Annotated in this window: 22 protein-coding genes, 1 other RNA gene and 1 pseudogene; 15 read left to right on the plus strand and 9 right to left on the minus strand. The window is 58.0% G+C overall.

The features are described from left to right. The 3 genes from IGS51_RS13075 to IGS51_RS13085 form a co-directional block, all read left to right on the plus strand. A partial coding sequence (locus tag IGS51_RS13075; RefSeq protein ID WP_297078793.1) for an aminotransferase class V-fold PLP-dependent enzyme occupies nucleotides 1–473 on the plus strand: 473 nt, incomplete at its 5' end. Nucleotides 474–687: 214 nt separating this feature from the next. Beyond that, on the plus strand, nucleotides 688–1,116 hold the full coding sequence (locus tag IGS51_RS13080) for an NUDIX domain-containing protein (protein ID WP_297078794.1): 429 nt from the start codon (nucleotides 688–690) through the stop codon (nucleotides 1,114–1,116). 160 nt (nucleotides 1,117–1,276) lie between these two features. Then, nucleotides 1,277–1,834, plus strand: coding sequence for a pyridoxamine 5'-phosphate oxidase family protein (locus tag IGS51_RS13085; protein WP_297078795.1), 558 nt, complete (start codon nucleotides 1,277–1,279; stop codon nucleotides 1,832–1,834). A 64-nt stretch (nucleotides 1,835–1,898) separates the two neighbouring features. On the opposite strand, the gene dnaG is transcribed toward IGS51_RS13085, so the two are convergent. Further along, the gene (gene dnaG, locus IGS51_RS13090; protein ID WP_297078796.1) at nucleotides 1,899–3,881 is read right to left on the minus strand and encodes a DNA primase; all 1,983 of its coding nucleotides are present in this window, start codon (nucleotides 3,879–3,881) and stop codon (nucleotides 1,899–1,901) included. A 261-nt stretch (nucleotides 3,882–4,142) separates the two neighbouring features. On the opposite strand from dnaG, the gene IGS51_RS13095 reads away from it, so the two are divergent. Next, the gene (locus IGS51_RS13095) at nucleotides 4,143–4,370 is read left to right on the plus strand and encodes a hypothetical protein (protein WP_297078797.1); all 228 of its coding nucleotides are present in this window, start codon (nucleotides 4,143–4,145) and stop codon (nucleotides 4,368–4,370) included. Beyond that, nucleotides 4,298–5,647 (plus strand): N-acetylmuramoyl-L-alanine amidase, encoded by a 1,350-nt coding sequence (locus IGS51_RS13100; protein WP_297078798.1) that lies wholly within the window; start codon nucleotides 4,298–4,300, stop codon nucleotides 5,645–5,647. The genes IGS51_RS13095 and IGS51_RS13100 overlap by 73 nt, the downstream gene beginning before the upstream one ends. A 267-nt stretch (nucleotides 5,648–5,914) precedes the next feature. Here the strand turns inward: IGS51_RS13100 and IGS51_RS13105 are convergent, their stop codons facing one another. Continuing rightward, nucleotides 5,915–6,265, minus strand: a complete 351-nt coding sequence (locus IGS51_RS13105; protein WP_297078799.1) for a YbaB/EbfC family nucleoid-associated protein — start codon at nucleotides 6,263–6,265, stop codon at nucleotides 5,915–5,917. Nucleotides 6,266–7,064: 799 nt separating this feature from the next. Here IGS51_RS13105 and IGS51_RS13110 point away from each other — a divergent pair. Further along, entirely contained in the window at nucleotides 7,065–8,168 is a 1,104-nt protein-coding gene (locus IGS51_RS13110; protein ID WP_297078800.1) for a serine/threonine-protein kinase, read from the plus strand. 32 nt (nucleotides 8,169–8,200) lie between these two features. Here the strand turns inward: IGS51_RS13110 and psbP are convergent, their stop codons facing one another. Further along, nucleotides 8,201–8,740 carry a photosystem II reaction center PsbP gene (gene psbP / locus IGS51_RS13115; RefSeq protein WP_297078801.1) on the minus strand — a complete coding sequence of 180 codons (540 nt, stop codon included), beginning with the start codon at nucleotides 8,738–8,740 and terminating at the stop codon, nucleotides 8,201–8,203. Between the two features lie 439 nt (nucleotides 8,741–9,179). Between psbP and IGS51_RS13120 the strand changes: the two genes are divergently transcribed. From IGS51_RS13120 to IGS51_RS13130, 3 genes are all read left to right on the plus strand, one after another. Next, nucleotides 9,180–9,662 carry a hypothetical protein gene (locus IGS51_RS13120; RefSeq protein ID WP_297078802.1) on the plus strand — a complete coding sequence of 161 codons (483 nt, stop codon included), beginning with the start codon at nucleotides 9,180–9,182 and terminating at the stop codon, nucleotides 9,660–9,662. 481 nt (nucleotides 9,663–10,143) lie between these two features. Further along, on the plus strand, nucleotides 10,144–10,506 hold the full coding sequence (gene folB / locus IGS51_RS13125; RefSeq protein ID WP_297078803.1) for a dihydroneopterin aldolase: 363 nt from the start codon (nucleotides 10,144–10,146) through the stop codon (nucleotides 10,504–10,506). Nucleotides 10,507–10,584: 78 nt separating this feature from the next. Beyond that, nucleotides 10,585–12,210 (plus strand): cation:proton antiporter, encoded by a 1,626-nt coding sequence (locus IGS51_RS13130; protein WP_297078804.1) that lies wholly within the window; start codon nucleotides 10,585–10,587, stop codon nucleotides 12,208–12,210. A gap of 33 nt (nucleotides 12,211–12,243) precedes the next feature. Here the strand turns inward: IGS51_RS13130 and IGS51_RS13135 are convergent, their stop codons facing one another. Next, on the minus strand, nucleotides 12,244–12,867 hold the full coding sequence (locus IGS51_RS13135; protein ID WP_297078805.1) for a hypothetical protein: 624 nt from the start codon (nucleotides 12,865–12,867) through the stop codon (nucleotides 12,244–12,246). A 492-nt stretch (nucleotides 12,868–13,359) separates the two neighbouring features. On the opposite strand from IGS51_RS13135, the pseudogene IGS51_RS13140 reads away from it, so the two are divergent. Then, nucleotides 13,360–13,575 (plus strand): annotated as a pseudogene (locus IGS51_RS13140) (DNA methyltransferase); the annotation flags it as partial. An 80-nt stretch (nucleotides 13,576–13,655) separates the two neighbouring features. Here IGS51_RS13140 and IGS51_RS13145 read toward each other — a convergent pair. After that, nucleotides 13,656–14,855 carry a class I SAM-dependent rRNA methyltransferase gene (locus IGS51_RS13145; protein WP_367279334.1) on the minus strand — a complete coding sequence of 400 codons (1,200 nt, stop codon included), beginning with the start codon at nucleotides 14,853–14,855 and terminating at the stop codon, nucleotides 13,656–13,658. A 556-nt stretch (nucleotides 14,856–15,411) separates the two neighbouring features. Between IGS51_RS13145 and IGS51_RS13150 the strand changes: the two genes are divergently transcribed. Continuing rightward, nucleotides 15,412–16,335, plus strand: coding sequence for a response regulator (locus tag IGS51_RS13150; protein ID WP_297078816.1), 924 nt, complete (start codon nucleotides 15,412–15,414; stop codon nucleotides 16,333–16,335). 100 nt (nucleotides 16,336–16,435) lie between these two features. Here IGS51_RS13150 and IGS51_RS13155 read toward each other — a convergent pair whose 3' ends face one another. Next, the gene (locus IGS51_RS13155) at nucleotides 16,436–17,722 is read right to left on the minus strand and encodes a pitrilysin family protein (protein ID WP_297078808.1); all 1,287 of its coding nucleotides are present in this window, start codon (nucleotides 17,720–17,722) and stop codon (nucleotides 16,436–16,438) included. A 226-nt stretch (nucleotides 17,723–17,948) separates the two neighbouring features. Then, complete coding sequence (locus IGS51_RS13160) at nucleotides 17,949–19,223, minus strand: pitrilysin family protein (RefSeq protein ID WP_297078809.1); 1,275 nt, start codon at nucleotides 19,221–19,223, stop codon at nucleotides 17,949–17,951. 472 nt (nucleotides 19,224–19,695) lie between these two features. On the opposite strand from IGS51_RS13160, the gene IGS51_RS13165 reads away from it, so the two are divergent. The 4 genes from IGS51_RS13165 (at nucleotide 19,696) to IGS51_RS13180 (ending at nucleotide 22,248) form a co-directional block, all read left to right on the plus strand. Continuing rightward, nucleotides 19,696–20,481: an amino acid ABC transporter ATP-binding protein gene (locus tag IGS51_RS13165; protein WP_068512250.1), complete on the plus strand. Its 786-nt coding sequence runs from the start codon at nucleotides 19,696–19,698 to the stop codon at nucleotides 20,479–20,481. Nucleotides 20,482–20,611: 130 nt separating this feature from the next. Continuing rightward, an RNA gene (gene ffs, locus IGS51_RS13170) (signal recognition particle sRNA small type) lies at nucleotides 20,612–20,708 on the plus strand. A 2-nt stretch (nucleotides 20,709–20,710) separates the two neighbouring features. Continuing rightward, a complete protein-coding gene (locus tag IGS51_RS13175; RefSeq protein ID WP_297078810.1) occupies nucleotides 20,711–21,202 on the plus strand; it encodes a hypothetical protein in 492 nt (163 codons plus the stop codon). Between the two features lie 119 nt (nucleotides 21,203–21,321). Beyond that, the gene (locus IGS51_RS13180; protein ID WP_297078811.1) at nucleotides 21,322–22,248 is read left to right on the plus strand and encodes a TIGR01777 family oxidoreductase; all 927 of its coding nucleotides are present in this window, start codon (nucleotides 21,322–21,324) and stop codon (nucleotides 22,246–22,248) included. Between the two features lie 82 nt (nucleotides 22,249–22,330). On the opposite strand, the gene IGS51_RS13185 is transcribed toward IGS51_RS13180, so the two are convergent. Both IGS51_RS13185 and IGS51_RS13190 read right to left on the minus strand, forming a co-directional pair. Further along, on the minus strand, nucleotides 22,331–22,672 hold the full coding sequence (locus IGS51_RS13185; protein ID WP_297078812.1) for a hypothetical protein: 342 nt from the start codon (nucleotides 22,670–22,672) through the stop codon (nucleotides 22,331–22,333). Nucleotides 22,673–22,812: 140 nt separating this feature from the next. Then, nucleotides 22,813–23,574, minus strand: coding sequence for an HAD family hydrolase (locus tag IGS51_RS13190; RefSeq protein WP_297078813.1), 762 nt, complete (start codon nucleotides 23,572–23,574; stop codon nucleotides 22,813–22,815). Nucleotides 23,575–23,621: the final 47 nt, after the last annotated feature.

Here is a 23,621-nt window from a genome sequence, read left to right on the forward strand (position 1 = left end):
GCGGCGGGCATGAGCGGGGGATGCGGTCGGGGACGCTGTATGTGCCGCAGATTGTGGGCTTTGCCAAGGCGGTGGAACTGGCGCTGGAGAGTCGGGAAGCGGAGTCGGCCAGAGTGACGGAAATGCGCGATCGCCTCTTTTCCTACATTCAACCCCTGGGCGGCGTGTATCTCAACGGCCACCCCACCCAGCGGCTTCCGGGCAACCTGAATCTAAGCCTTGAAGGCGTAGACGGACAGGCGCTGCTGCTGGCGTTGCAGTCGCAAATCGCAGTTTCTTCCGGTGCGGCCTGTAGCTCCACAAAAATCGCGCCCTCCCATGTGCTGACGGCGATTGGGCGATCGCCCGATTTGGCCTTTGCGTCGCTGCGGTTTGGCATTGGTCGCTTTACCACGGAAACGGAGATCGAGCAGGCAGGCGCGGCGGTGGTGCAGGCAGTGCAGGCGTTGCGATCGCCCGCTATCAGAAAATAACCGTTGCCAGAGAATAGCCTCTAGTCGAGATCAGTCCAGTGCTAGCGTGATGTGACCCGTTGGCGGGGCAAGGGGGGAAGCGGGTGACCTCCCCTGCATCGCCGCGCATTTTTCTGTCGCAAGATACGACATCCTAGAATCCGCATCGATTACACTGTGATGCAAGCATTCTGGACAAACGGCCAGGCTTGACTCCCACACGACTGAACTTGCTATGAAAGACGAGGCTTTTGGCATTGTGCCTATTTTGCGCCAGGAGGACGGCGACAAGTTTTTGCTGATTCAGCACCACGCTGGGCATTGGGGCTTTCCCAAAGGACACGCCGACCCTGGCGAAACGGCGATCGCCGCTGCCTGCCGCGAGTTTGAAGAAGAGACGGGCATCACCGCCTACGACCTGCTTAGCGAAGACGCTTTTATGGAACGCTACCGCTTCATGCGTGACAAAAAGCCCATCGACAAGACCGTGACCTACTTCCCTGCGCTGGTAAAGTCGGAAATCGTCACCTGTCAGGCAAAAGAAATCAAAGACTATGCCTGGCTGACTTACCATGACGCGGTGAAAAAAATCACGTTCAATCCAGCGCGACAAGTGCTATCGCAGGTATATTCCTATCTGAAAAATTCGGGAGTGCTGTCCTAGACGGTGCGTTTCAATAGGTTCAATATCAATAGGTTCAATAACTGTGCGTTTCAATGACTGTGTTTTAAGCAAATGCCCCAAGAGGGCGGGGCGCGGCCATGTGGGAATGCGGTAGGATGGCTGCCGTTCTCTTGTAATCCGGGCGATCGCCCCCACTCCCATGGCCCAGCAATACGACTCCCTCACGCCCAAACTCCAGGACTTTATTGCCCAGCAGCAAATCTTCTTCGTGGCGACTGCCCCGCTTAGCGCCGAAGGGCATATTAACCTGTCTCCCAAAGGACTCGACAGCTTTCGCGTTTTGTCGCCCCATCGGGTCGCCTACCTGGATCTCACAGGCAGCGGCAATGAAACCTCTGCCCATGTCCAGGAAAATGGTCGTATTACCCTGATGTTCTGCGCCTTTCAGGGGCCGCCGCTGATTCTGCGGATTTACGGCCAGGGCACGACGGTTTTGCCCCAATCTCCCGAATGGGACACGCTTTACCCACTGTTCCCGCCGCTGTCCGGCGCTCGACAAATCCTCCATATTGAGGTCGCCAAAGTTCAGACCTCCTGCGGCATGGGGGTTCCCCGCTTTGGCTACGAAGGGCAGCGCAATGAACTCGTAGACTGGGCCAGCCAGAAAGGCGAAGACGGACTGAACAGCTATCGCCAGACGAAAAATCGTGTCAGCCTAGATGGACTGATCACGCCACTCGGCGCAGTAGATAGGTAGTGCTAGGTAGCAGCTAGGTAGTGGATAAGATCGGTAGTAGATAGGGTGTTAGGAGAATCCCCCATCACTCTATGAGGCCAACCCCGACCCACGGAGTTTGGGCCAAATCGGCAAAGGTGGTGTTGCGCTGCTCCTGTTCCAGCACCTTAATGCGCTGATCTTCCAGATAAAGCTGCTGCTGATAATATTGCCCCAACTCTGGCGACGTGGTGATGTCCGTTTTCTTCCACAGGTCGAGGAAGTGCCGCCGCCGCTTTTCGCACATCACCATCTCCATGCAGGCCGTGGCAGTGCGAATCACCAGGGCGGCTCGCGCTAGGTCGCGTCGCGTTTTTTCGTCAAGCTGAAAGAGAGAATAAACGGCTTCGTGCTGATCCGGGAGTTCGGCAAGGTGGTCTTGCAGGCGGGTGAGGAGAGAGACGGGGTTGGGCGGCTGAGCGCTGGTAGTCCACTCTGCCCGGCTCTCCGGCTCTGTGCTATCCTGCGCTGCGGCAGAGTCCTCAATCGCCAAGATCTGCTGCCACAGCAGGCGATGGTGGGCGATGCTGAATTCCAGATCGCGGGACTCCAGCGCTGCTCGGATTTCGGCGCGGTGTTCCGGCTGGTGTAGATAGAGGCGCAGCAGTTGGGCTTCGGCTTCTTCTAGCAGCGTGCGATCGCCCGGTGTTTGCCATTTTTGCGATCGCCCATGCCAGCGCTGCCCCCGCACCTGGGTTCGCAGGTCTTGCTCAAGCTGCACGGCCAGGCGGGCGTTGCCCCGGCTCAGCAGTTCGGCGCAGCGGTGGATGTAGTGCGTGCGGAGGGTGGCGTTGGGCAGGCTGCCCAAGAGTTGGGCGATCGCCTGGGTGCTGGCATGAAACTGGTCGGGCTGGCTCAGGTCTTTGTCGGCCAGGAGTTTTTGAATCTGCCAGTCGAGCCACAGCGGCGCGTCTTGCAGCAAGTCCTGATAGGCAGACGGGGAGTGAGCCTTGAGAAACTCATCGGGGTCTTTGCCCTCCGGCAGGTTCAGAATCCGCACCTGCACCTCGCCGCGATAGGCCAGATCCGCCAGTTCGCCAATGGCCCGGTCGGCGGCTTTTTGCCCGGCCTTGTCGTCGTCAAAGTTAAAGATAATCCGCTTGGATTCGGTATAGCGCAGCAGTTGCTTGATCTGCCCCTGGGTCAGCGCAGTGCCCATCGACGCGACGACGTTGGTGATGCCTGCGGCGTGCAGGGCAATGACATCAAAGTATCCCTCCACCACGATCGCCTCGTCTCGCTTGGCGATCGCCCCTTTGGCCAGATCCAGCCCATACAGCGTCTTGCCTTTGTCGAACAGGTCGCCCTCTGGCGAGTTGAGATACTTGGGCTGTTCGTCGCCCAGGGCCCGCCCCCCAAAGCCAATGACGCGCCCCTGCACGTCGCAGATGGGAATCATCAGGCGATCGCGGAATCGGTCGTAATATCCACTGCCGCCCTGCCGGGGCACCAGCAAGCCCGCCTGCTCCACCCGCTCCACGGGATAGCGCTTTTGCTCCACCAGATAGCCGTAGAGCGTCTGCCAGCCGCCAGGGGCATAGCCCAGTTGAAACTGCTGGACGATTTCGGGCGACAGCTTGCGCTTGGTTCGCAAATAGTCGAGGGCGATCGCCCCCTGGCTCTGGTGCAGCGCATGTTCAAAAAATTTGGCCGTCACCGCCAGAATTTCGTAAAGCTGGTCTCGCTGCGACAACTGCCGCTGAAATTCCTGCCGCTGCTCCGGTTCTAGGGTCTTCACGGGCACCTGATAGCGCCGCGCCAGCTCCAGCACCACCTCCCCAAAAGACTGCTTGCCAATCTCCATCAAAAACTTGATGGCGTTGCCCCCGGCTCCGCAGCTAAAGCAGTAGTAGAACTGCTTGCTGGGGCTGACGGAAAAGCTGGGCGATTTGTCATCGTGGAACGGACACAGGCCGGTGAAATCTTTGCCCTGCTTTTTTAGCACCACATGCTCGGACACGATATCGACGATATCGACCCGCTGCTTCACGTCTTCGATGGTGTCGGGGTGGAGGCGCGGCGTAACCATGCGGCTGGAGGGGGCAAGGGCGTATCCTTTATTCTGACGCTTTTCTACAAACTTGCACGGGTAACGCGATGTGCAATTCTCAATCTGCCCTCATCCTCCAACCCCTTCTCCCAGGTTGGGAGAAGGGGAGCAAAAGAGGCTTGAAGTCCCTCTTCTGCTCTGGGAGAGGGCTTAAAGCCTCCGGCATCCCAGAAAAGGGTGAGGGGGATCAGCAGAGTTGCACACTGCGTTTTCTAATTTTTCTAATATTTCTGTCGCCGAATGGCCGGGGGCATTGCGGTCAATAAACCTGCGCCAAGGGTGCGGAATTTAGCTAGTCTTACGGGTAGCGCGATCGCCCTGTCTCCAGGGTCTAGAGTGCAAGGGGCGATCGCCGCCAAATTGGAAACGGGCACGCAAACGAGGATCAGCAGTCGATGGGACGGATTTTTATCTCTGCGGGGCATGGCGGCACAGAAGGCGCGGGCATCGACCCCGGCATTGTGGTAGCAGGCACAACGGAGGCGCGGGAGATGATCCTGACCCGCGACCTGATTGTGGCCGAACTGCGGGCGCGGGGGCTGGAGGTGCTGTCCGTGCCGGACGACCTGAGCATGGCCCAGACCCTCGCATGGATCAACGCGCGGGCGCAAAACCTGGATGTGGCGCTGGAAATCCACGCCGATGCCTCCCCCAACCCCTCCGTGCGCGGCGCAACCGTGTTCTACATCCCCACCAACAGCCAGCGCAAAGCCCATGCGGAACTGCTGCTGCTGGCGCTGCTGCGGCGCGTTCCCCAACTGCCCAATCGCGGCGCAAAGCCCGACACCGACTCAGGGACAGGCAGCCTTGCCTTCTGCCGCCAGTTGATCGTTCCCTCACTGCTGATGAATGTCGGATTTCTCACGAGTCCAGAAGACCGCAGCATTTTGCAAAACCAGCGGCGCGACCTGGCGCTAGGCATTGCCGACGGACTTTCGTCCTGGAGCCGGGCCGTGGCGGGTCTGCCCCCCGACCCCGGCGGCGAAACCTACCCCAGCATCAGTATCAATATCAACGGCGGACTGTATGACGAGCGCGGCATTATCGTCAACGGCAATGCCTTTATTCCCGCCGATCTGGTCGATCGCCTCGGCATTGATATCAGCCAGTCGCCCGACATTCGGCGTGTCACCTATCGCAATATCGTCTACGTGCGGGCGGTGGAACTGCGACCCTTTAATGTGTCTGTCACCTGGGACGCGGCCACGCGCACCGTGATCTTGCAAAACTCTGGCATCTGTCCGGGGCAAATCGACCGGATTATGGGCCTTGGGCAGACCTCAGAACTGCAACTGCGGATGTTCTTGAAGAATAATAACGAGGCCGGGCTGAACCAGTTTCCTGACTTGCCGCGCCTCTACCGCGAAGAGGGCAGCGTGGAGGGCGTGAACTATGACCTCGCCTTTTGCCAGATGTGCGTCGAGACGAGCTTTTTGCAATTTGGCGGCACAATCCAGCCAGGACAAAACAACTTTGGCGGGTTGGGCGACGCGGCGGGCAGCCCCAGCGGTGCGTCTTTTCCCAGCGCTCGCATTGGCGTGCGGGCCCACATTCAGCACCTCAAGGCCTACGGCAGCACGGCTCCGCTGGTGCAGGGGCTAGTCGATCCGCGCTTTCGATTTGTGGCGCGGGGGGTTGCGCCGCTGGTGGGGCAGCTCAGCGGGCGCTGGTCCGCCGACCCGCAGTATGGCGACAAGATTATGGCGCTGGTGCGGCGGCTGTACGAGTCGGCGGGAATTTTGTAGGAATTTTGTTACAAGACTGTCCCAGGGCGTTTTGCAGAAAGTTGAAAACAGGCAGAGGGAAGGGCGATCGCCCCCTCCCCACGCACTAACGCACCTTGGAACGACAAAAGAGACGCAGCCTCGAACCGCGCCTCTTCTCAGAATTACAAATCAAAATTACAAAGACTCAGAATCGCTGAGATTTAGATCTGTTGAGAGCTACAGACACTCAAAACCCAAAGACCCAACCCCTTGAGCCTGAAACCTCGGCTGCGAGTTTCCGCTAGACTAGCCCAGCCCAGGCAGATTCAGCCCGCCTGTTAATTCTTCCATTCGCTCACGCATGGTGGCGGTGGACTTGTTGTAGGCATCTTTGGCCGCCGCCAGCACCAGATCGGCCAGCACCTCTGGGCCCTCGCCCATTGCGTCTTGCGTAATCTCGACCCGGCGAGGCTCTTGGTTGCCGCTCAGCACCACCTTCACCAGCCCGCCGCCTGCTTCGCCTTCAATTTCCATGACTTCTAGCTCTTCTTGCAGGCGCTTTGCACCCTCCTGCACCTGTTGAGCTTTTTTGAACGCTTCGGTCAGCTCTTTCATTTTGCCGAGTCCAAAGCCGCCGAATCCCTGTCCTTTGGTCATAATAGTTGCGCTTTGTGGAATTACACACACTCGAATGCTAAAACCTTAGCACTTTTAGATCGCGATATCGTCAGGAACTGTGGACTTCGCAATAATCGCGAAATTTGCCCAGGGCTGGCGAGGAAGCCTCCGGGTGGCGATCGCCCACACCAGAATAAATTTCTAGCCCCCTTTGCTCGTGATCTGCCTGTCATTCGCCCATGATCTGAGTTCACCTTGCTCTCACCTCACTCTGCGTCTCAGGCATCGAGCCATGATCAGGCCGCGTCTGACCGTTTGCCTCGCATCCCCAACCCCTTCTTGCTTTACCAGGTTGCCTTCATAATTTGACTTCACAATTTGCCCCTTAGGATTCGCGCTTTGCCTTGCCTGCCAACCTCTCCGGGCTGCGGGACGAATTTCCCCAAATCCACGCAAGCTTTATCCGGCAAGGCGGGTCAGAATTTTACTAGGGCTTTAAGTAGATGAAGCTTGGGTATAGCCCCTATCCAGAATGAGGGAATGCAGTTTAAAACCAGAATCATCCCAAGGTTGGAAATCTATTGGAAATGTGATGGGAGCATCAGGAATGCCAAGCCTATCTGGAGATGGGCAAATCCCTTGAAAATCCACAGAGTTTCCTAAATTGGTTTATGCTACTGGGTAGGTTGTGAAGGGCAGCGAACGCTGCTCCAGACAGTTGGAGAGTCCGCTCGTGCGTTTCGTTGGCGCAGGGATCAGAACCGTCTGGCTCGGACTCAGGGATTTTTCGGATCAGCGCTGGCTTCTTTAATTTTGACTTCATATCTCAAACTTAATGATGGCGTCCTCCACCACCCCCCTAAATGCAGCCCGATCCTCCCGGCAACTGCTAACTCAGCCCGGCCAGCTTTGCCAAAATAACCAACTGTTTCGCGATCGCTATCAGGTGCTGAAGGCCCTCGGACGGGGCGGCTTTGGCATCACCTTCTTGGCGCGAGACGTGTCGCTGCCCGGTAGCCCCCTCTGCGTTATCAAGCAGCTTTGCCCCAAGATGGACAATCCCGCCGTGCTAAAGCGGGCCTCTGAACGGTTCGAGCGGGAAGCCAAGACCCTTAGCCAGTTGGGCAGCCATGCGAGTATTCCTCGCCTGCTGGATTACTTTCAGGTAGAAGGTGAGTTTTACCTGGTGCAGGAATACGTGCGGGGATATACCCTAGCGAAGCAGGTCAAGCAAAACGGCCCCTTTTCGGAACTAGCCGTCAAGCACTTTTTGCGAGAACTGCTGCCGATTCTGGGCTACGTCCACCAGCAGCAGGTGATCCATCGCGACATCAAGCCGCCCAACCTGATCCGCTGCGAAGACGACGGGCGGCTAGTGCTGATTGATTTTGGCGCAGTAAAAGAGCGGATGGTGGAAGCTGGCGAAACCACCCACAAAACCGCAACGACGCAGTTTGTGGGCACGGTGGGTTTTGCGCCGCCAGAGCAGCTTGCCCTGCGCCCCACCTACGCCAGCGACCTATACGCGGTCGGCGTGACCTGCCTGTATATGCTGACGGGCAAGCCGCCAATGGAGTTTGAGTATGACGCTTATACGGGCGAAATGCTCTGGGAAGACTACGTTTACGTCAGCGACCACTTTGGCAAAATTCTGGCTAAGCTGCTGCGGGTGTCGCTGCGCGATCGCTATACGTCGGTCGAGCAGGTGCAGCGAGCGCTTGACCTGGAGCCATACCTAGACAACCTGGCCGACTGTATGAACGTCAACCGCCGCCTGTCGGCTTCGGGGGCTGCGGAAGCGGTCGTTGAATCTGCGCCCCGGTTTTCGCCCTTTGCCCAGACCGCCCAGCAGATTCGCCAGTGGCGATCGCGCCTCCAGCAGCGCCAGCAGGGACAAGCCTGGAACAATGGCGAACTGGTTAGCTCCGGTTTTTGGGGCTGAGGGACAGGTTCGCGCAATGGGCTAGCTCATCACTAGCTTACCGAAAACGACTCCACAATCGTCCGAAACGTCTTCTCAGCCTGGGCCCAGCGCCGTCCTGTGGTGGATAGGTTGAAGGTGTACAGATTGCCCCGGCGCACCGCTACGCTGGCCAGGTTATGGCGCTGCAAATCGGGCGCGTCCACGGCAAATTCCAGCAAATAATAGGTTTGCCCGTTTACATCGTGCGATTCGGCGCTGATTAGCTCGGCGCGTCGCCCGGCCGGGTTGGGTTGCAGCGCGTTTTTCCACAGCTTATAGCCCACCTCACTGGGGCTGCCCAGGTCTTCCAGCGTTTTGTCGTCGGGCACGGGGCTGATGATCACGCTGACATTTTCGGTGCTTTCGATCAGGTCATGTAGCACGAGCTGGGGGCCGTCCTTCACCGTGACGGGCACCCAACTGTTGAGATAGAGAAACTCATAGCCCTCGGTGCTATCTACATAGCGATCGAGCGCCGCCGTGACGGACGTGCAGCCCTGCATCGTCAGACCAATCGCGACCAGCACCATGACAATCCATCGCTTTAGCATGGAGGCTTCCAAACGCAGCGGTTCTATTGTCCCACGGTGGCTTTCCCACAAGCTTGTCAGGCGCAAAAAAAACCTCCGGCCGCGAAACCGGAGGTTATTGAATCAGGGTGCATCTACCAATGACTTTTACGGAAATGACGACACGCATCAGGATGGATTTGGAGACAAACCTGGAATGAATTTGGAAAATGAATCTGAATCCATTCGGAATCCGTTCGGAAGCAAACTCGAATCCTCGACTCGAATCCTCGATCTGGAACCATCAACTGTGGTCAATCAGGAATTCGCGGGAACTGTCTGGAAGCCAATTCGGATTGATGGTGCGGATTGAATTAAGATCCAAGTCTAAGATCCAAGTTTAGGGTGGGCGATCGCCCCCTTCCCCGTTCAGAAATCTTCAGATCCCCTTGCGGAACTCGCCCTTTCGGAACCCGTCCCTATGCCTCTACCTGACGACACGCCCGCCTGGGAAATTCGTCCCAACGATGCCTTGGTGCCGCTGCACTACGACGACGAACTGGTGGGCTTTCTGAAGCCCGATATCGCAATCCGCGTTGCCAATATCTTGAACGAAGAATATCGCGCTCGCAGGGCGCTGCGGCTGGCGTGCTATGACCTGGTGAGTCGTGCGGGCGGCGGCAACAGCGAGATTGAGGAACTGGTGAACAAGTATCTGGCAAGGGCGACGCAGCCTCGGTCGGGCGTGGGGGCGATCGCCCGCTGGCTAAAGCAGCGACAAGACGAGCTAGGCGTAACCGATGCCGAATTTGAACGGTTTTGCGATTCCTATCGACTGCCCAAAGAAAAGCTGGAAGCGCTGTCGATGGGCGACATAGACGGCTCGATGCTGGTGCCCTTGGCGCGGGTGCTGGGCTGCTCCATTCAGGACGTGATGGAAGTTTTGGAAGGCAATCAGAGATAGCCGTTTGAGGTTTTTTAGAACGCCTAAGCTGGGCTGCGCCAACGGATTGACCTTAGAAAGAGCAGGAGTCAAGAGCAGTGGTTCTGCCCTACAAAACAAAAACAGCGGGCAGCAGAACAGAAAGCCGACCTGATAGGAGATGACAGAATTCCTGATACGCTTCTGCTGCTTGGATGATGCGATTTAGCGTACAGTTGGCTTATTGTGGCTTATTGTTAATTTTGTTAATTCTCGTAGGACTTACGCATCTGGACGATTTCTCGAAGGCTGTGCCCACGAGAAATCGTCCAAAGCCCAGCAAACTTATCGCAAGTGCGTAGGTTCTGTCTCGATTTCGGGTTTGCGATTTTGGATTGCCAGATTAGCGCCTGCTGAGCGTCCAGAAACTCCCTTCGTCGTGCCACCCAGGAGAATGGACATTACCGCCTGCTGGGCCTGTTGGGCGGATCAGGCTTTGTCGAATTAAATGAATTGCGGATTAATGGCAGATTGCATTTATTTAACCGGGCTGCGGGCCTTTGGCTATTCAGGCTATCTGGAGGCAGAGCAGGTCTTGGGGCAATGGTTTCAGGTGGACTTGACCCTGTGGGTTGATCTGTCCAAAGCAGCAGAGAGCGATCGCCTAGAAGACACCTACGACTACCGCAACAATGTGGCCACCGTTCTCCAACTCATTCGCACCGAACGGTTTCGCCTGATCGAGCGACTGGCCGGGGCGATCGCCCAAATCATGCTCTCCAGCGGCCAGGTTGAACAAGTCACCGTGCGCCTGACCAAGGTCAACCCGCCGATTCCCGACTTTACAGGACAAGTCGCGGTAGAAATCACGCGGAGTAGAAAGTAGCGCAATTTTGCGTAGCGCAATTTTACAAAGCCCAAAACCCAAAACCCAAAACCCAAGACCCAAGACCCAAGACCCAAAATGCTACCAAGCCTCCTCTGGACTCTCCTCATCGGCTTCTTTGCCGGACAACTGGCGCGACGATTGAAATTACCTGCACTGGTGGGCATGGTGCTGGCGGGCATCGTGCTGGGCCCCCAAGTGACGCAGACCCTCGCGCCAGAGCTACTGGAGTCAGCAGGCGTGTTGCGGACGATCGCCGTGATGGTGATTTTGATGAAGGCGGGGCTGGGGTTAGATCGAGAAAAACTGGCGCAGCAGGGGACGGTGGCGCTGCGACTAGGGTTTCTGCCAGCAGCCTTGGAGGCGGTGGCGATCGCCCTCGGCGCAATCTGGCTGCTGGGGTTCGACTTTGCCACAGGGCTTCTTCTGGGCTGCATCATCGGTGCAGAGTCGCCTGCCGTCATCGTACCCGGAATGCTGCGGTTAAAAAGTCTGGGCTGGGGCGTACAAAAGGGCATTCCCGATGCCATTTTGACGGGGAGTGCCCTGTCGGACGTGCTGCTGCTGCTAGTGTTTAGCCTGCTGCTGGCGTTTCTCTCCCAGGGCGCTGCGGCGGGGTTGACCCTCCCCGGCGGTCTCACGCTCACCCCTCTGCAACTGCTGCCGCTGCAACTGATCTTGCAAATTGCGCTGGGGGTGCTGCTGGGCTGGCTGACGGCGCAGTTACTTGTCTTTCTGCTGGCGAAGCAAAACTGGACGCAAAACGCTGTACAGGATGCGCTGGTGGCGGCAGGGTTTGCGCTGCTGCTGGTGGTGCTGGCAGAGGAATATCCTCTGTTTTCAGGCTATCTGGCGGTGATGTCGCTGGGTTTTTTCCTGATCGAACTGGATGCTCCCCTGGCGCGGCGGCTGCGGGGGGGGTTTGATGCGCTGTGGGGCGTGGCGGAGATTTTTCTGTTTGTGCTGCTGGGGGCTAGCATTCAGCTCAATGTGTTGGGCAACACGCTGGGCGTGGGGCTGGCGATTCTGGCGATCGGCACGCTGATTGGGCGGATGGTGGGCTGGTATCTGTCTACGCTGGGCAGTAATTGGAACTGGAAGGAGCGGCTGTTTCTGCTGCCTGCAAACTCGGCCAAGGCGACAGTGCAGGCGGCGATCGGCGCAATTCCGCTGTCTCAGGGCATCGCGGGTGGAGAGGCGATTCTGGCGATCGCCGCGCTTTCCATCCTGGTCACAGCACCCCTGGGAGCTTGGGCCATCCCCACGTTTGCACCCCGACTGCTGGAAAAGGGCGACGTAGACCCGACCAAAGTGGCGATCGCCCGTCCTATCACCCTCCTGGCCGCCGTCGATACCTCGCCCCTCGCCCCCGCCGTCCTCCGCAAAGCCGCCGAACTGGCCCGCCGCGCTGATGCTAGCGTCATTGTGCTGCACGTTGTCCAGGTCAACGACCCTGCCAGCATCCAGCGCCTGCAATCCCAAACCGAAACGCTCCTCGCCGATATCCGCCACCGCTTTGTCACCACGATCGGCCCCGCCCCAGAGGAAATCGTGCGCGTCGCTCAGGAGTTTCGAGTAGATGAGATTGTTATGGGCAAACGGGGCGATCGCCTCTGGGAAGTGGGACTGGTCGGCTCCGTTTCTCAATCCGTCCTAGAGACGGCCGAGATCCCAATCGTGGTTGTGGACAACTGGACGGCGTGACCCTAATCGCAAATCCAAAATCGAGGATCAATATTAGGGTGTTGCGCTGCTGACTAAATCTGGCTGAAAGGGCTGCATGAGGATTCCCAGAATTTGCCCAATCTGGCTGATGTAATACTCTGGTGAATCAATCCAAACGGTGGTTCCTTCGAGCATCAGGAAGCGCCAGTTGGTGCCGCTGGTGACGGCTCCATAGATGCGAGGAATCGGCTGCTCTCTTTCCGCATTGAAAATCTGGGCGGCGACCATTGTGGCGATGCACTGCCCCAGCCCGCCGATAATATCTTCCCGCTTTGCCTCGACGACGGTCATCACTGGAGCCTCGATGTAGAGCTGCTCTGTGGAAGCAGACAGAATGAAATCACAAAAGCCTTGCAGGCCTCTGGCGGCATCCACATTAAACTCAACGCCAGAAAAGAGGGCGATGCGGTAGTGCATCTGACGGCGGACTTCGGCCAGGATGGGCGCGATCAGAAATTCGGAGCGGGCTTTTTCGGTGCCGATGCTAGTGGCGAGGGTGGTGAATTCGGTGAGGGTTTGGGACAGGGCAGGGGACGGCGGGACGGCGGGAATGTTGGCGAACAGGCTACCGCTTTCCTGGGTGGTTAGCCCGAAGGCGGATTTGACTTTGGCTAGGGTGAAGTCGCTGTAGGCCATCAAGAGTCTCGCCTGGGTTGTTTCACTTCAATCTTATCGCTCCTCCGAACGGGCGACTTGGGACAGCGATGTTGACGAAATTGTCGGAGAAAGCAGATTTCTAGCTGAAAAGGTGAATTATAACGATGCGTGGGCGGGTTCAGTGGGAATACTGAGTTGGCAACCCCTCATCCTCTTCTCCCTAGGGAGCTAGTGTGTACACACAAGTCTTCTATTCTTAAGCAGTCTTCTATTCTTAAGCGGCGACGCTTTGATCCCCCCTAGCCCCCCTTAATAAGGGGGGAACCGGATCGGAAGTCCCCCTTTTTAAGGGGGATTTGGGGGGATCTCAACGGATTTGCCCTAGTCCAGTCAATTTGTGTGTACACAGTAGCCCTAGGGAAAAGGGGAGTATTGCCTCACAATTAGCGCCGTCAAACAGGGCGTTCTCGTAGACTTCTCCCCAGAGAGAAGGAGAGCATCACCTCACACCCTTCATCTCCCAAAGCCGCTATGAATCCTTTTGAAGCCTATATCCGTGATTTGCAAGAGATTCGAGCGACCGGAGCGGCGGTGAAGGAAACGTCCTATTATGGGGCGCTGGAAACGCTGCTGAACGAACTGGGCAAAACGCTGAAGCCCAAGGTGCGCTGTGTGATGCAGCTCCGAAATATTGGCGGGGCGGGAATGCCTGATGGCGGCTTGTTTACGGCGAGTCAGTTTCAGCGGCGATCGCCCATTTGGCGACACCATCCTTTCGGCGGCCCTGCGCTTGGAATGTGAATCCTGCCCGGTGGCAAACCGCGCCTCTATCCCGCTTCCAAAACTAGCCCTTTCAAATATTGCCCTTCCGGGTGGTAGAGGCTGGTGGGGTGGTCGGCGGGCTGGCTGAGGTGGCCGAGCAGTCGCACGGGGCGGCCCGCGTCGATTGCCCCGGCAGTGACGGCCCCTTTGAAATTGTCGAGTGAGACGACCTGGGAGCAAGAAAAGGTAAAAATCAGACCGCCGGGGCGAATTTTGAGGAGGGCGAGATAGTTGAGGCGGCGGTAGGCCAGGGTGGCCTGGTGACGGGCGGAGAGGGATTTGGCGAAGGCGGGCGGGTCGAGGATGATCACGTCGTAGTCATCGGCGCAGTCTTTCAAAAAGTTGAACACATCGGCAGCGTAGGACTGGTGAGTGCCTGGGGTTGCCGGATTCAACGAGACATTTTGCTCTGTCCAGGCGATCGCCTTTGCGGAACTATCTACCGAATGCACCACCGCCGCACCTGCTTGCAGGGCATAGACTGAAAAGCCGCCCGAATAGCAAAACGTATTCAGCACTTTCTTTCCGGCGACGTGCTGCGACAGCAGTTGGCGATTGTCGCGCTGATCCAGAAAAAACCCCGTTTTCTGCCCTTCTTCCCAGTCCACCGCAAAGCGATGCCCGTTTTCCAGCACCTCGCCCAGCCGCTTTTCGCCCAGGTTTGCTTCGCCAAACAGGTATTGATTGGTGGGCTGAGACTTGCCCCCGTGCAGCACGGCCGCGCTTTTGTCATACACTGCCCGCAGGTCGGAGCCGTAGAGCGTTTTCAGGCACTCCACAATGCGATCGCGCTGCTGGGCCATGCCCAAAGAATAGGTCAGCACCACTGCCACGCCGTGATACCAGTCCACAATCAGCCCCGGCAGTCCGTCGCCTTCAGAATTAATCAGGCGGTAGCAGTTGGTCTGATTACTGCCCGCCAGTCCCAACTGTTTTCGCAGCCCATAGGCTTGCTGAAACCGCTCTAGAAACAGAGTGTCCAGCGACTCGACGGGCTGAAAGGAGACGACCTTGACCGCGATGCTGCCTGCTCCAAAAAAGCCCGCTGCCAAAAACTCGCCGCGATCGCTGTACACCTCGACCCAATCCCCCTCCTGAGCGTCTGGCTCGATGCGCTTAATTGCCCCCGAAAAGATCCAGGGATGGAAGCGCCGCACGGCATCGGCTTTATGATCTCGAAGAATAATGCGAGGAAGCGATACCATGACGTTGAGCAGGGTGTGATAGGGAGCCAGTCGGTCGATGGGGCGATTCGGAGCGACTCGGGGCAATTCGAGGCAATTGACCAAGGCACATCTTCCACTATACAGCGCTTGATTTTTCTTGGTTTTGGGCACTCCACCCCGCAGTTTTGGAATTTTATTTTCCTGTAGCGTTATAACTGCGACAAATGTGCCCAAACTAAAAGCACAGTTACAGCATTCTCGAAGCGAGTGAGGAACGGGGGTGGCCCGGAAACCCCTGTCTCTTCGGGGCAGTGCGAACCTGACCCCGCCAGAAAATGTTGTATCCAGGTTGTATTCAGTTGTCTCCAGATGCTGTATCCAACAGCCAAACGTTAACCAGTCACATTGCTAAATCACGAGAACAGCGGACGAGCGGTTCCTGGAGATTCTTTTTATTAAAGGGGTGTGTTGTAAATCTGTTGTAACCGTGTAAACGCCTATTAAACGCCGACCCAGCCTCGCCACTGCTCAGGAGCAGCATTTTTCAATCCACTACCCAGCAACACAACCAGTCAAACAGCAGCCAAGGATGGTTATGGACATTGCACTGCCGGAATTAGAACACATTAATCGCCAGTTGGCCAGCCTGGAGCGGCCCAAGAAGCCCAAAATGCTGGTGGTCGATGACGAGCCAGACAATTTGGATTTGCTCTATCGCACGTTCCGGCGCGACTTTAACGTGCTGCGTGCAGAAAGCGGCGTGATGGCGCTGGAGGTGCTGGCCGCCGAGGGCGAAGTCGCGGTCATCATTTCCGACCAGCGGATGCCCGAAATGAAGGGCACTGAATTCCTCAGCAAGACTGTTCCCCAGTTTCCCGACACAATGCGGATTATCCTGACCGGGTTTACCGACGTGGAAGACCTGGTGGACGCGATCAACTCTGGGCAGGTTTACAAGTACATCACCAAGCCCTGGGACCCCAATGAGCTAAAAGCCGTGGTGCAGCGGGCGGTGGAAACCTATGACGTGCAAAAACATCGCATGGAAGAACTGCGCCGCGCCCAGTCGCAGACGATCCTGCTGGGAACGCTGGTCAAAGTGACTCAGGAGGCGACCGGGCTGGAGCAAGCGCTGGAGGCGATCGCCAAGACCTTTGGGGAAACCTATGAGGCCGATGGCTGCACGCTGCATCTGGTGGAAGCGGGCAAACCCGGCACGCTGCAAGGCAACTATGGCACTGCGCTGCCGTCCCTGGGCGATGACCCGGTGGTGCAAGAGGCGATCGCCACCCAAAAGCCTCAGGTGAAGGTCAACGAAAGCGCTGAAGAGGGCGTATTGGCTCATCTGGTGATGCCTGTGCTGTTCCAAAGCGCTAGCATTGCCGTGCTGTCTCTCCGCTGGGGCAAGCCCTTCTCGCTGCAAGAAGACGAGCTGCTGCGTTTGTATCTAGCGGCTCAGCAAATTGCGCTGGCGCTGACCTGTGTGCGGTTTGGGCGAGACTGGCGGGTGGCCGCGTGAGACGTGGTTGGAGGTATTGGGGGGATAGGGAAGAGGGAAGAACAAAGAGGGAAGAAGGAAGAACGAAGAGGGAAGAGGGGAAGTTCTCTTCTCTCCTTTCTTACCCCACTGCACTTGCTGGGCCCACTAGTGATACATACGGCTCTATAAAGTAGCGCTGGGCAGCAGCCTGAGCCTGGTCTGGCGTAATCTGGGCGATCGCCGCTTGAAACTGGGTGTCAAAGTCAATGCCCAGCCCCAGCGTTTCGTACCAGCCATAGATTTGAGCGATTTGGGCGTTGGTCTGTTTGCCGAGGGCGTATTGGCCCAGCAGCTTGTTTTTGGCAGATTGCAGTTCGTCTTCGCTGAGGGGTTCGGCGGCGAGGCGATGCACTTCGCGGTGCAGTCCATCGAGGGCGATCGCCACGTTGCTCGGAGCCGTGCCCATGTAGGCGATGAACTGAGACGTATCCAGCCGGGTGGGATAGTAGGCTGACACTTCGTAGGCGAGGCCCTGCTTTTCGCGCAGTTCCACAAACAGGCGGCTCGACAGCCCGTTGCCCAAGTAGGTGCTGATCAGTTTCAGCGCCATATAGTCTTCTACGTGAACTGCCGGGGCCAGGTAGCCCAGCATAACGATTGCCTGCTGCGTCTCTTGCACCGTCGCCACGCGGTGTGGGTTGGATAGGACGGGCGGCGTGGGTGGATACAGCAGCGGCAGGGGTGCGCCAGTGTCATCCGTCAGTGGCTGCCAGTCGCCAAAGGCTTCGGACACCAGGGCGATCGCCTCATCAGGGGTAATTCGTCCCGTAATGCTGATGACAAGATTATCGGGGCGAAAATGGGTTTGGTGATAGCGCAGCAGATCGGCGCGGCTGAGTCTCGACACGGTTTCCTCTGTGCCCAGCCCCGGTAGCGCGTAGGGATGGTCGCCATACATTGCCTGCCGGAGTTGCTTTTGCGCCACCGCAAAGGGCTGTTCCTGCATGGAGCGGATGCCCTGGAGGGTCAGCCGTTGCTCTAGCTCCACTTCGGATTCGGGAAAGGAGGGCGATCGCAGCAATTCTGCCGCCAGCATCAGCATGTCGGCAAAATCCCGCGACACCGTTTTCAGACTCAGCAGGCAATAATCTGGCGATGAATCCGTGCCCAGGCTTGCACCCACCGACTCGATTTGTTCCGCAATCTGCATCGAAGACTTGTGCGTGGTGCCCTTCGTCAGAACCGAAGTCAGCAGGTGCGAAATGCCCGACTGCTCTGGCACTTCGTAGCGGCTGCCCACCCGCACAAACAGCCGCGCCGCCACAATATCAGCCGCCGAATTCTCCGTCGTCAGCACGACCAGACCGTTACTGAGAACCGTCCGGTGGAGGGGGAGCGCTGCGGGTTGGAGGGTGGAGTTGGACATAGGGGTGCGGCAGTGATGAAGGGTTGAGGGATGGCAGAGAAGCAAGGGAGAGCGTGTAGAAGCAAGAATGGAGGCTCGGACAGAGGCTCAGACAGAGGCTTAGACAGAGGCTCAAACGGTTCCGTTACGCTACTCCTCTGCAACTCCATGATCTTGCCACTCGGCCCCGACCGCTGACTCAACCTCTGCCCTGACCGATGTCCCGACCGCTGACCCGACCGCTGAATCAAGCCTCAATGGGCCGCAGCGTCGTCACGGCATAGTGGCAGGGCGAGAGGTACTGACTGGCAAGACGGTGCAGGTCTTCGACCTGGAGACTCTGGATGCGATCGGGATAGGTGACGGATAGCTCGGCCTGGGCGATGGTGTTGTAGTAGCCGTAGAGGCCAGCAAGCTGGCTGGAGGTTTCGGTAGAAAAGGCGTAGTCGTTGCACAAGAGCCGCTTCACTCGGTTTAGCTCTGCGTCGGGAATGGGCGCAGCGCTGAGGGCCGAGAGGCGATCGCCCACAATCGCTTCCACCACGTCCAAATACTCTGGCTCCAACCAGGCCGTGATCGTAAACAGGCTGGAATCTCGCTGGAGCGAAAAGCTGCTGCCAATGTCATGAACCAACTGCCGCTCTTCCCGCAGTTCTCGCACCAGACGCGACGTGCGCCCACCCGCCAGCAGCACCGACAGCACATCCAGCCCATAGGCGCTTTGGAGTTGCTCCACCCCAGGGCCCGCCCAGGCCATCATCAGCCGCGCCGTTTCCAGCCGGGGCAGCCGCAGGTGTTGCCGTCGGATACCTGCCAGCGGCGGCTCTGCCTCGATTGGAATGGTGGGAAACTCCACCGCTGGGGCAAAGTCTGAAAAAGCCTGACGCGCCAGATCAATGGCATAAGCCGCATCGACATTGCCCACAATGACCACGGTCATTCGCTCTGGCTGGTAGTGGGCGCGATGAAACGACCGCATTTCCTCTGGGCGTAGCGCCATCAGCCGTTCCACATCGCCCAGCACCGATCGCCCGTAGGGATGGGTCTGGTAGACCGTTTCCGACAGCGCTTGAAACCCCAGCCAGTCCGGATCGTCCTCCGACTGACGCAGTTCCTCCAGCACCACATCCCGCTCCCGCTCAAACTCTTCATCGGGAATCGCCGCCCGCAGCAGCAGTTCTGCCAGACAGGGCAGCGTGTCGGGCAGGGATTCGGCTGTGGTGTTGATGAAGAAGTGGGCGTAGTCGTGGCTTGTTGCCGCGTTGGTCACGCCGCCATAGTTTTCGATCACGTAATCGAAGTATCCCGGCGGCAGTTGCTCGGTTCCCTTGAAGATCATGTGTTCCAGGAAATGGGCCACGCCAGCCCAAGGCTCTGGTTCGGCGATCGCCCCCGCCCGCACCCACACGTCTACCGTGACAACGGGCGTGGGAACCTGTTGATGAATAATCGTTAGCCCATTTTCCAGGGTGTAGCGCTGGGCAAGAAACTGGGCCGTCTGGGTCGAAAGAAGTGTAGTCAAGCGTTTGATGATCCTTGACGGAAATCTGGGATTAAGAAACGGTTAATTTAGAAACAGCTAATTTTACCCATAGTAGCGCTTTCTGTTCGCTTTGCCGAATTCCTACTAAGGGCGGAGATCGGGGCAAGGGACGAGTCGCTGGCGATCGCCCTCAGTCATCTGCGATCGTCTCCTCAGTCATCTGCGATCGCCCTCAGTTCAGTTGCGGCGATTACTTGCGGTGATTACTTGCGGTGATTACTTCTTGCCGTGATTGACTTTAGATTGCCCATCGGTTTGCTTCGTGTCGTAGCGAATCACACTGCACAAACGCCCGGCTGTACCAGTACAATTCAAGCTACAGCGTTTTTGAAGCCAGTGAGGTACGCAGGAGGCTTTCAGCCTTGAGTTTTTAGCACAGGGTGTACCTTATTCCGCAGGAGAGTGCTGTATTGCAGTCTATGAATCTTGATTTTGATTAGGACGTTTCCCAATGACGCAGTATCACACGGACGCAATCACCAACGGCAACGGTCATGTTGGCTCAGAGCCGGTGATCCTGGCTGAAAATGTGGAGAAATGGTACGACAACAATTTCCATGTGCTGCGCGGCGTTAGCCTGACGGTGCAAAAGGGCGAGGTGGTGGTGGTGATGGGGCCCTCCGGTTCGGGCAAGTCCACCTTTATCCGCACGTTCAACGCGCTGGAAAGCTATCAAAAAGGCAAGATTGTCATTGATGGGATTCACCTGTCCCACGACCTAAAGAATATCGATGCCATTCGTCGCGAGGTGGGGATGGTGTTTCAGCAGTTCAATTTGTTCCCCCATCTTTCGGTGCTGCAAAACGTGATGCTGGCTCCCATTTGGGTGCGCCGCTGGCCCAAGGCCCGGGCGGAAGAAAAGGCGCTGCAACTGCTGGAGCGGGTGGGCATTTTGGAGCAGGCGAAGAAGTTTCCGGGGCAGCTTTCGGGGGGGCAGCAGCAGCGGGTGGCGATCGCCCGCGCTCTGGCGATGGAGCCAAAAATCATGCTGTTTGACGAACCCACCAGCGCCCTCGACCCAGAAATGGTGCGCGAAGTGCTGGATGTAATGCGGACGCTGGCCCGGTCGGGGATGACGATGGTCTGCGTGACCCACGAAGTCGGCTTTGCTCGCGAGGTGGCCGATCGCGTGGTGTTGATGGCGGACGGGCTGCTGGTAGAAGAAGGCACACCCGAAACCTTTTTCAACAATCCCAAGGAAGAACGGACGCAAAAGTTCCTGTCGCAGATTTTGTGAGGGAAGGGTTTGCGGCTGGGAGTGAAGGCTGGAAGCTGGCCGCTGATGTGTCATCTGGCTGCCTGACAGTTCTAGCGACTTGAAGCCTGGCCCTGATCCCTGTCCCCCAGCGCCGTGTTATTGTGGAGAAGACCTGGATCCACGCGACTACAACGCCCAAACCTTGTCAGGACCGGAAGGTAGCAGCAATACGGGATGCTTGTAGTAGGCGTGGTCTCCGGGTCTTTTTGTGCATTTATTTTGTGTATTTGTTCGGGTATTTGTTCGGGATATTGAGCAGACGGTGGAACGGCTTCAGGCAGAGCGGATCGAGTCGATTAAGGCTGGGGGACTGAGTGCCCTGGTTTGCGGGACGGTGGTGCTGGTGGGGGCGATCGCCAACACAGTGCTTGCCACTCGCTGGAACGCGCTGACGGTCTTTTCGCTCAACTGGTCGATTGGTTTGCACCTGGCCCATGCAATGCTGGCGGGCTTGCTGTTTGGCGTGACCTATCGCTACGTGGTGCGCCAGGGCGAAAATCCTCACCTCAGCGCGGGCGCAGTGCTGGCCTTTGCGCTGGTGCGGGGGTTGGCGCAGCTTGAGACGGGCTGGACGCTGCATGGCAACCCGACGCTGCTGCTGCTGCTGGGTGGCGAGAGTGTGCTGATGCTGGCGATCGCCGCTGGGGTTCTCAATGTTGCGCTGTCTCGCAAAGCCATTCAGCCCTTTGTGTCATTCTGACAATGGGTTCTGCTTGACGAACCCTGGCCGATATACGCCGATATACTAAGAATCGTAGCGAACCCGATGGCGCGTGGAACCTGACGGAACTTCCGCGCACCCTCGGCAGAGGAGGCATCGTGAAAATTGCAGTGACCGGGGCGACCGGATTTGTAGGAACGCGGCTAGTTGAACGGTTGCTCGAAGAGGGGCATCACGTCGTCGCGCTGACCCGCAGCAAAGCACACAGCGATCGCGTCTTTCCCCAGTCGGCGTTCCCCAATGTGGACGTGGTGGAATACACGCCGCTGGAGTCGGGCGATTGGCAGCAGGTGCTTTCCGGCTGCGATGGCGTGGTAAACCTGGCGGGCGCGGGCATTGCCGACGAGCGCTGGACCCCGGAGCGCAAGCAGGAAATTCTCGATAGCCGCAAGGTGGGGACGGAGAAGATCGTAGAGGCGATCGCCCAGGCAAGCCCCAAGCCCAGCGTCCTGGTCAACGCCTCTGCCATCGGCTACTACGGCACCAGCGAAACCGCCACCTTCGACGAAAGCAGCGCCCCCGGCGATGACTTTTTGGCGCAGGTGTGTCAGGCGTGGGAAGCTGCTGCGGAATCGGCCCAGACCAGCGGTACGCGAGTCGTGATCCTGCGAACGGGAATTGTCCTGGGCATGGGCGGCGCACTGGGTAAAATGCTTACGCCCTTTCGCCTGTTTGCGGGCGGGCCGCTGGGCACGGGCCGTCAGTGGTTTTCCTGGATTCACCGGGAAGATCTGGTGAACCTGATCCTGAAGGCTCTGACCGATTCCAGCCTGTCGGGAGTGTATAACGCCACGGCCCCCAACCCGGTGCGGATGGCAGAATTTTGCCAAACGCTTGGCCAGATTATGGGTCGCCCCTCCTGGCTGCCTGTGCCTGCCTTTGCGCTAGAAGCCCTGCTGGGAGACGCGGCCCAGGTCGTGCTGGAGGGTCAGCAGGTTCTCCCCAAGCGCACGCAGGAGGCTGGTTTTGCGTATCAGTATTCAGATGTGAAGGCGGCGATCGCCAACATTTTGCAGCAGGGCTAGCTGGCGGCGGGCTTGGATGTGACCCAGGCTTCCCACCCCTTGGTTAATCCCGCCGATTAATTCAGCAACGCCCTCCAGAAAACTACTCCACCCGTTGCACTGGAATCGAGAGACTCGCCTGCAACTGGCGCTGCATCTCCTGGCGGGCGATAAAGCGGCATCCAGCACAGTCGCAACCGCGCAGGGCGATCGCCATGTCGCCCTCTGCGTCTGAGCCAGTCAGCACCGCCAGCCCATCGCCCAATCCCGTGCAGCCACAGTCCAAGTCGTCCGGCGGAACCATTTCGCCCGTCTGTGTGCTGGAGAAAATCAGTTCTCGAAGGGGCACCGTTTGCGCCAGCAGCGGCTTTGGCAGAACCACCCCCAGCGCCATTGCACCAGAGCAGCCCAGCCAAGTTAGCAAGCGTTTTTGAGTTGGGTTCATAAGCAAGAATGGGATGAACTCGCAGGTTGCCTGTAGGTTACCTACAGGGTGCCTTGGTACGACAGTTTGTACCTTGGTACGACAGTCTCTGCCTTGGTACGATAGTTTACCGCAAAAGCAGTGGGCGATCGCAAACCCGGTTATACCCCACTCGACAACGGCCGGCCCAGGATTTGCTGAGTGAGTTCCCAAAAACCAGCCACTTCTTCAGCCTCCGTCATCGCGTTGGGCTGGTAGCTCAGCCGATCGAGATAATGGCGCACATTGCCCACGCCGACGGAATAGGGAAAGCGGCTTTTGTCAAACAGGCTCTCGTCATTCGGGCTATCGCCGACGGTCACCAGTTGCGCGGGCGAGATGCGGGGAAAGTGCCGCTGCAAAACTTGTTCTAAGGCGCTAGCTTTGTCCTGAGCAGCGGGCTTGAGGTGGCACTGCACGGTGCTATAGGTAAAGCCCCAGCCCGCGTCCTGGCAGCGATCGCCCATCGTTTGCAAATCCGCCGCCGACAAGCCCCGCACATCAAACGTCCAGTCCGTCAGCCGGAAGCGGTTGTCGGGGGCTTCCTGGATTTTGGGAAACGTGTTTTGAAGGTCGTGAAAGAGATCGGCCAGCGATCGCCGATGATCGGCCAGATCAGGCACATGAACCAGGAACTCCGGCTCGGTGTCTCCGGGAAAAAACACGCCGCCATTTTCGGCGATCGCCCCCGCCACGGGCAGATACGACACCACGCCCTGCACCCAGCCCGCCGATCGCCCCGTCACTATCACCACCGGAATGCCTGCCGATTGCAGGACTTCCAACGCTTGCAGCAGCAGCGGCGTAAACTTGCCCCGGCGGGTCAGCGTCCCATCCATGTCGGTGGCAATCAGGCGAATTGAATTTGGCAAGTCTAGCAGCATGGTTTAACGCAAAAAAAATCGAGGGCCGTCCCGCAGGAAACACCCTC

The organism is Thermoleptolyngbya sp. M55_K2018_002, assembly GCF_015295965.1.
In the GTDB taxonomy this organism is placed as follows: domain Bacteria; phylum Cyanobacteriota; class Cyanobacteriia; order Elainellales; family Elainellaceae; genus Thermoleptolyngbya; species Thermoleptolyngbya sichuanensis.

Excerpts from the sequence above, each read along its gene's own strand:
- IGS51_RS13080 (WP_297078794.1), top strand. The coding sequence starts at position 688 with ATGAAAGACGAGGCTTTTGGCATTGTGCCTATTTTGCGCCAGGAGGAC.
- IGS51_RS13085 (WP_297078795.1), top strand. The coding sequence starts at position 1,277 with ATGGCCCAGCAATACGACTCCCTCACGCCCAAACTCCAGGACTTTATT.
- dnaG (WP_297078796.1), bottom strand. The coding sequence starts at position 3,881 with ATGGTTACGCCGCGCCTCCACCCCGACACCATCGAAGACGTGAAGCAG.
- IGS51_RS13095 (WP_297078797.1), top strand. The coding sequence starts at position 4,143 with ATGGCCGGGGGCATTGCGGTCAATAAACCTGCGCCAAGGGTGCGGAAT.
- IGS51_RS13100 (WP_297078798.1), top strand. The coding sequence starts at position 4,298 with ATGGGACGGATTTTTATCTCTGCGGGGCATGGCGGCACAGAAGGCGCG.
- IGS51_RS13105 (WP_297078799.1), bottom strand. The coding sequence starts at position 6,265 with ATGACCAAAGGACAGGGATTCGGCGGCTTTGGACTCGGCAAAATGAAA.
- IGS51_RS13110 (WP_297078800.1), top strand. The coding sequence starts at position 7,065 with ATGGCGTCCTCCACCACCCCCCTAAATGCAGCCCGATCCTCCCGGCAA.
- psbP (WP_297078801.1), bottom strand. The coding sequence starts at position 8,740 with ATGCTAAAGCGATGGATTGTCATGGTGCTGGTCGCGATTGGTCTGACG.
- IGS51_RS13120 (WP_297078802.1), top strand. The coding sequence starts at position 9,180 with ATGCCTCTACCTGACGACACGCCCGCCTGGGAAATTCGTCCCAACGAT.
- folB (WP_297078803.1), top strand. The coding sequence starts at position 10,144 with ATGGCAGATTGCATTTATTTAACCGGGCTGCGGGCCTTTGGCTATTCA.
- IGS51_RS13130 (WP_297078804.1), top strand. The coding sequence starts at position 10,585 with ATGCTACCAAGCCTCCTCTGGACTCTCCTCATCGGCTTCTTTGCCGGA.
- IGS51_RS13135 (WP_297078805.1), bottom strand. The coding sequence starts at position 12,867 with ATGGCCTACAGCGACTTCACCCTAGCCAAAGTCAAATCCGCCTTCGGG.
- IGS51_RS13145 (WP_367279334.1), bottom strand. The coding sequence starts at position 14,855 with ATGGTATCGCTTCCTCGCATTATTCTTCGAGATCATAAAGCCGATGCC.
- IGS51_RS13150 (WP_297078816.1), top strand. The coding sequence starts at position 15,412 with ATGGACATTGCACTGCCGGAATTAGAACACATTAATCGCCAGTTGGCC.
- IGS51_RS13155 (WP_297078808.1), bottom strand. The coding sequence starts at position 17,722 with ATGTCCAACTCCACCCTCCAACCCGCAGCGCTCCCCCTCCACCGGACG.
- IGS51_RS13165 (WP_068512250.1), top strand. The coding sequence starts at position 19,696 with ATGACGCAGTATCACACGGACGCAATCACCAACGGCAACGGTCATGTT.
- IGS51_RS13185 (WP_297078812.1), bottom strand. The coding sequence starts at position 22,672 with ATGAACCCAACTCAAAAACGCTTGCTAACTTGGCTGGGCTGCTCTGGT.
- IGS51_RS13190 (WP_297078813.1), bottom strand. The coding sequence starts at position 23,574 with ATGCTGCTAGACTTGCCAAATTCAATTCGCCTGATTGCCACCGACATG.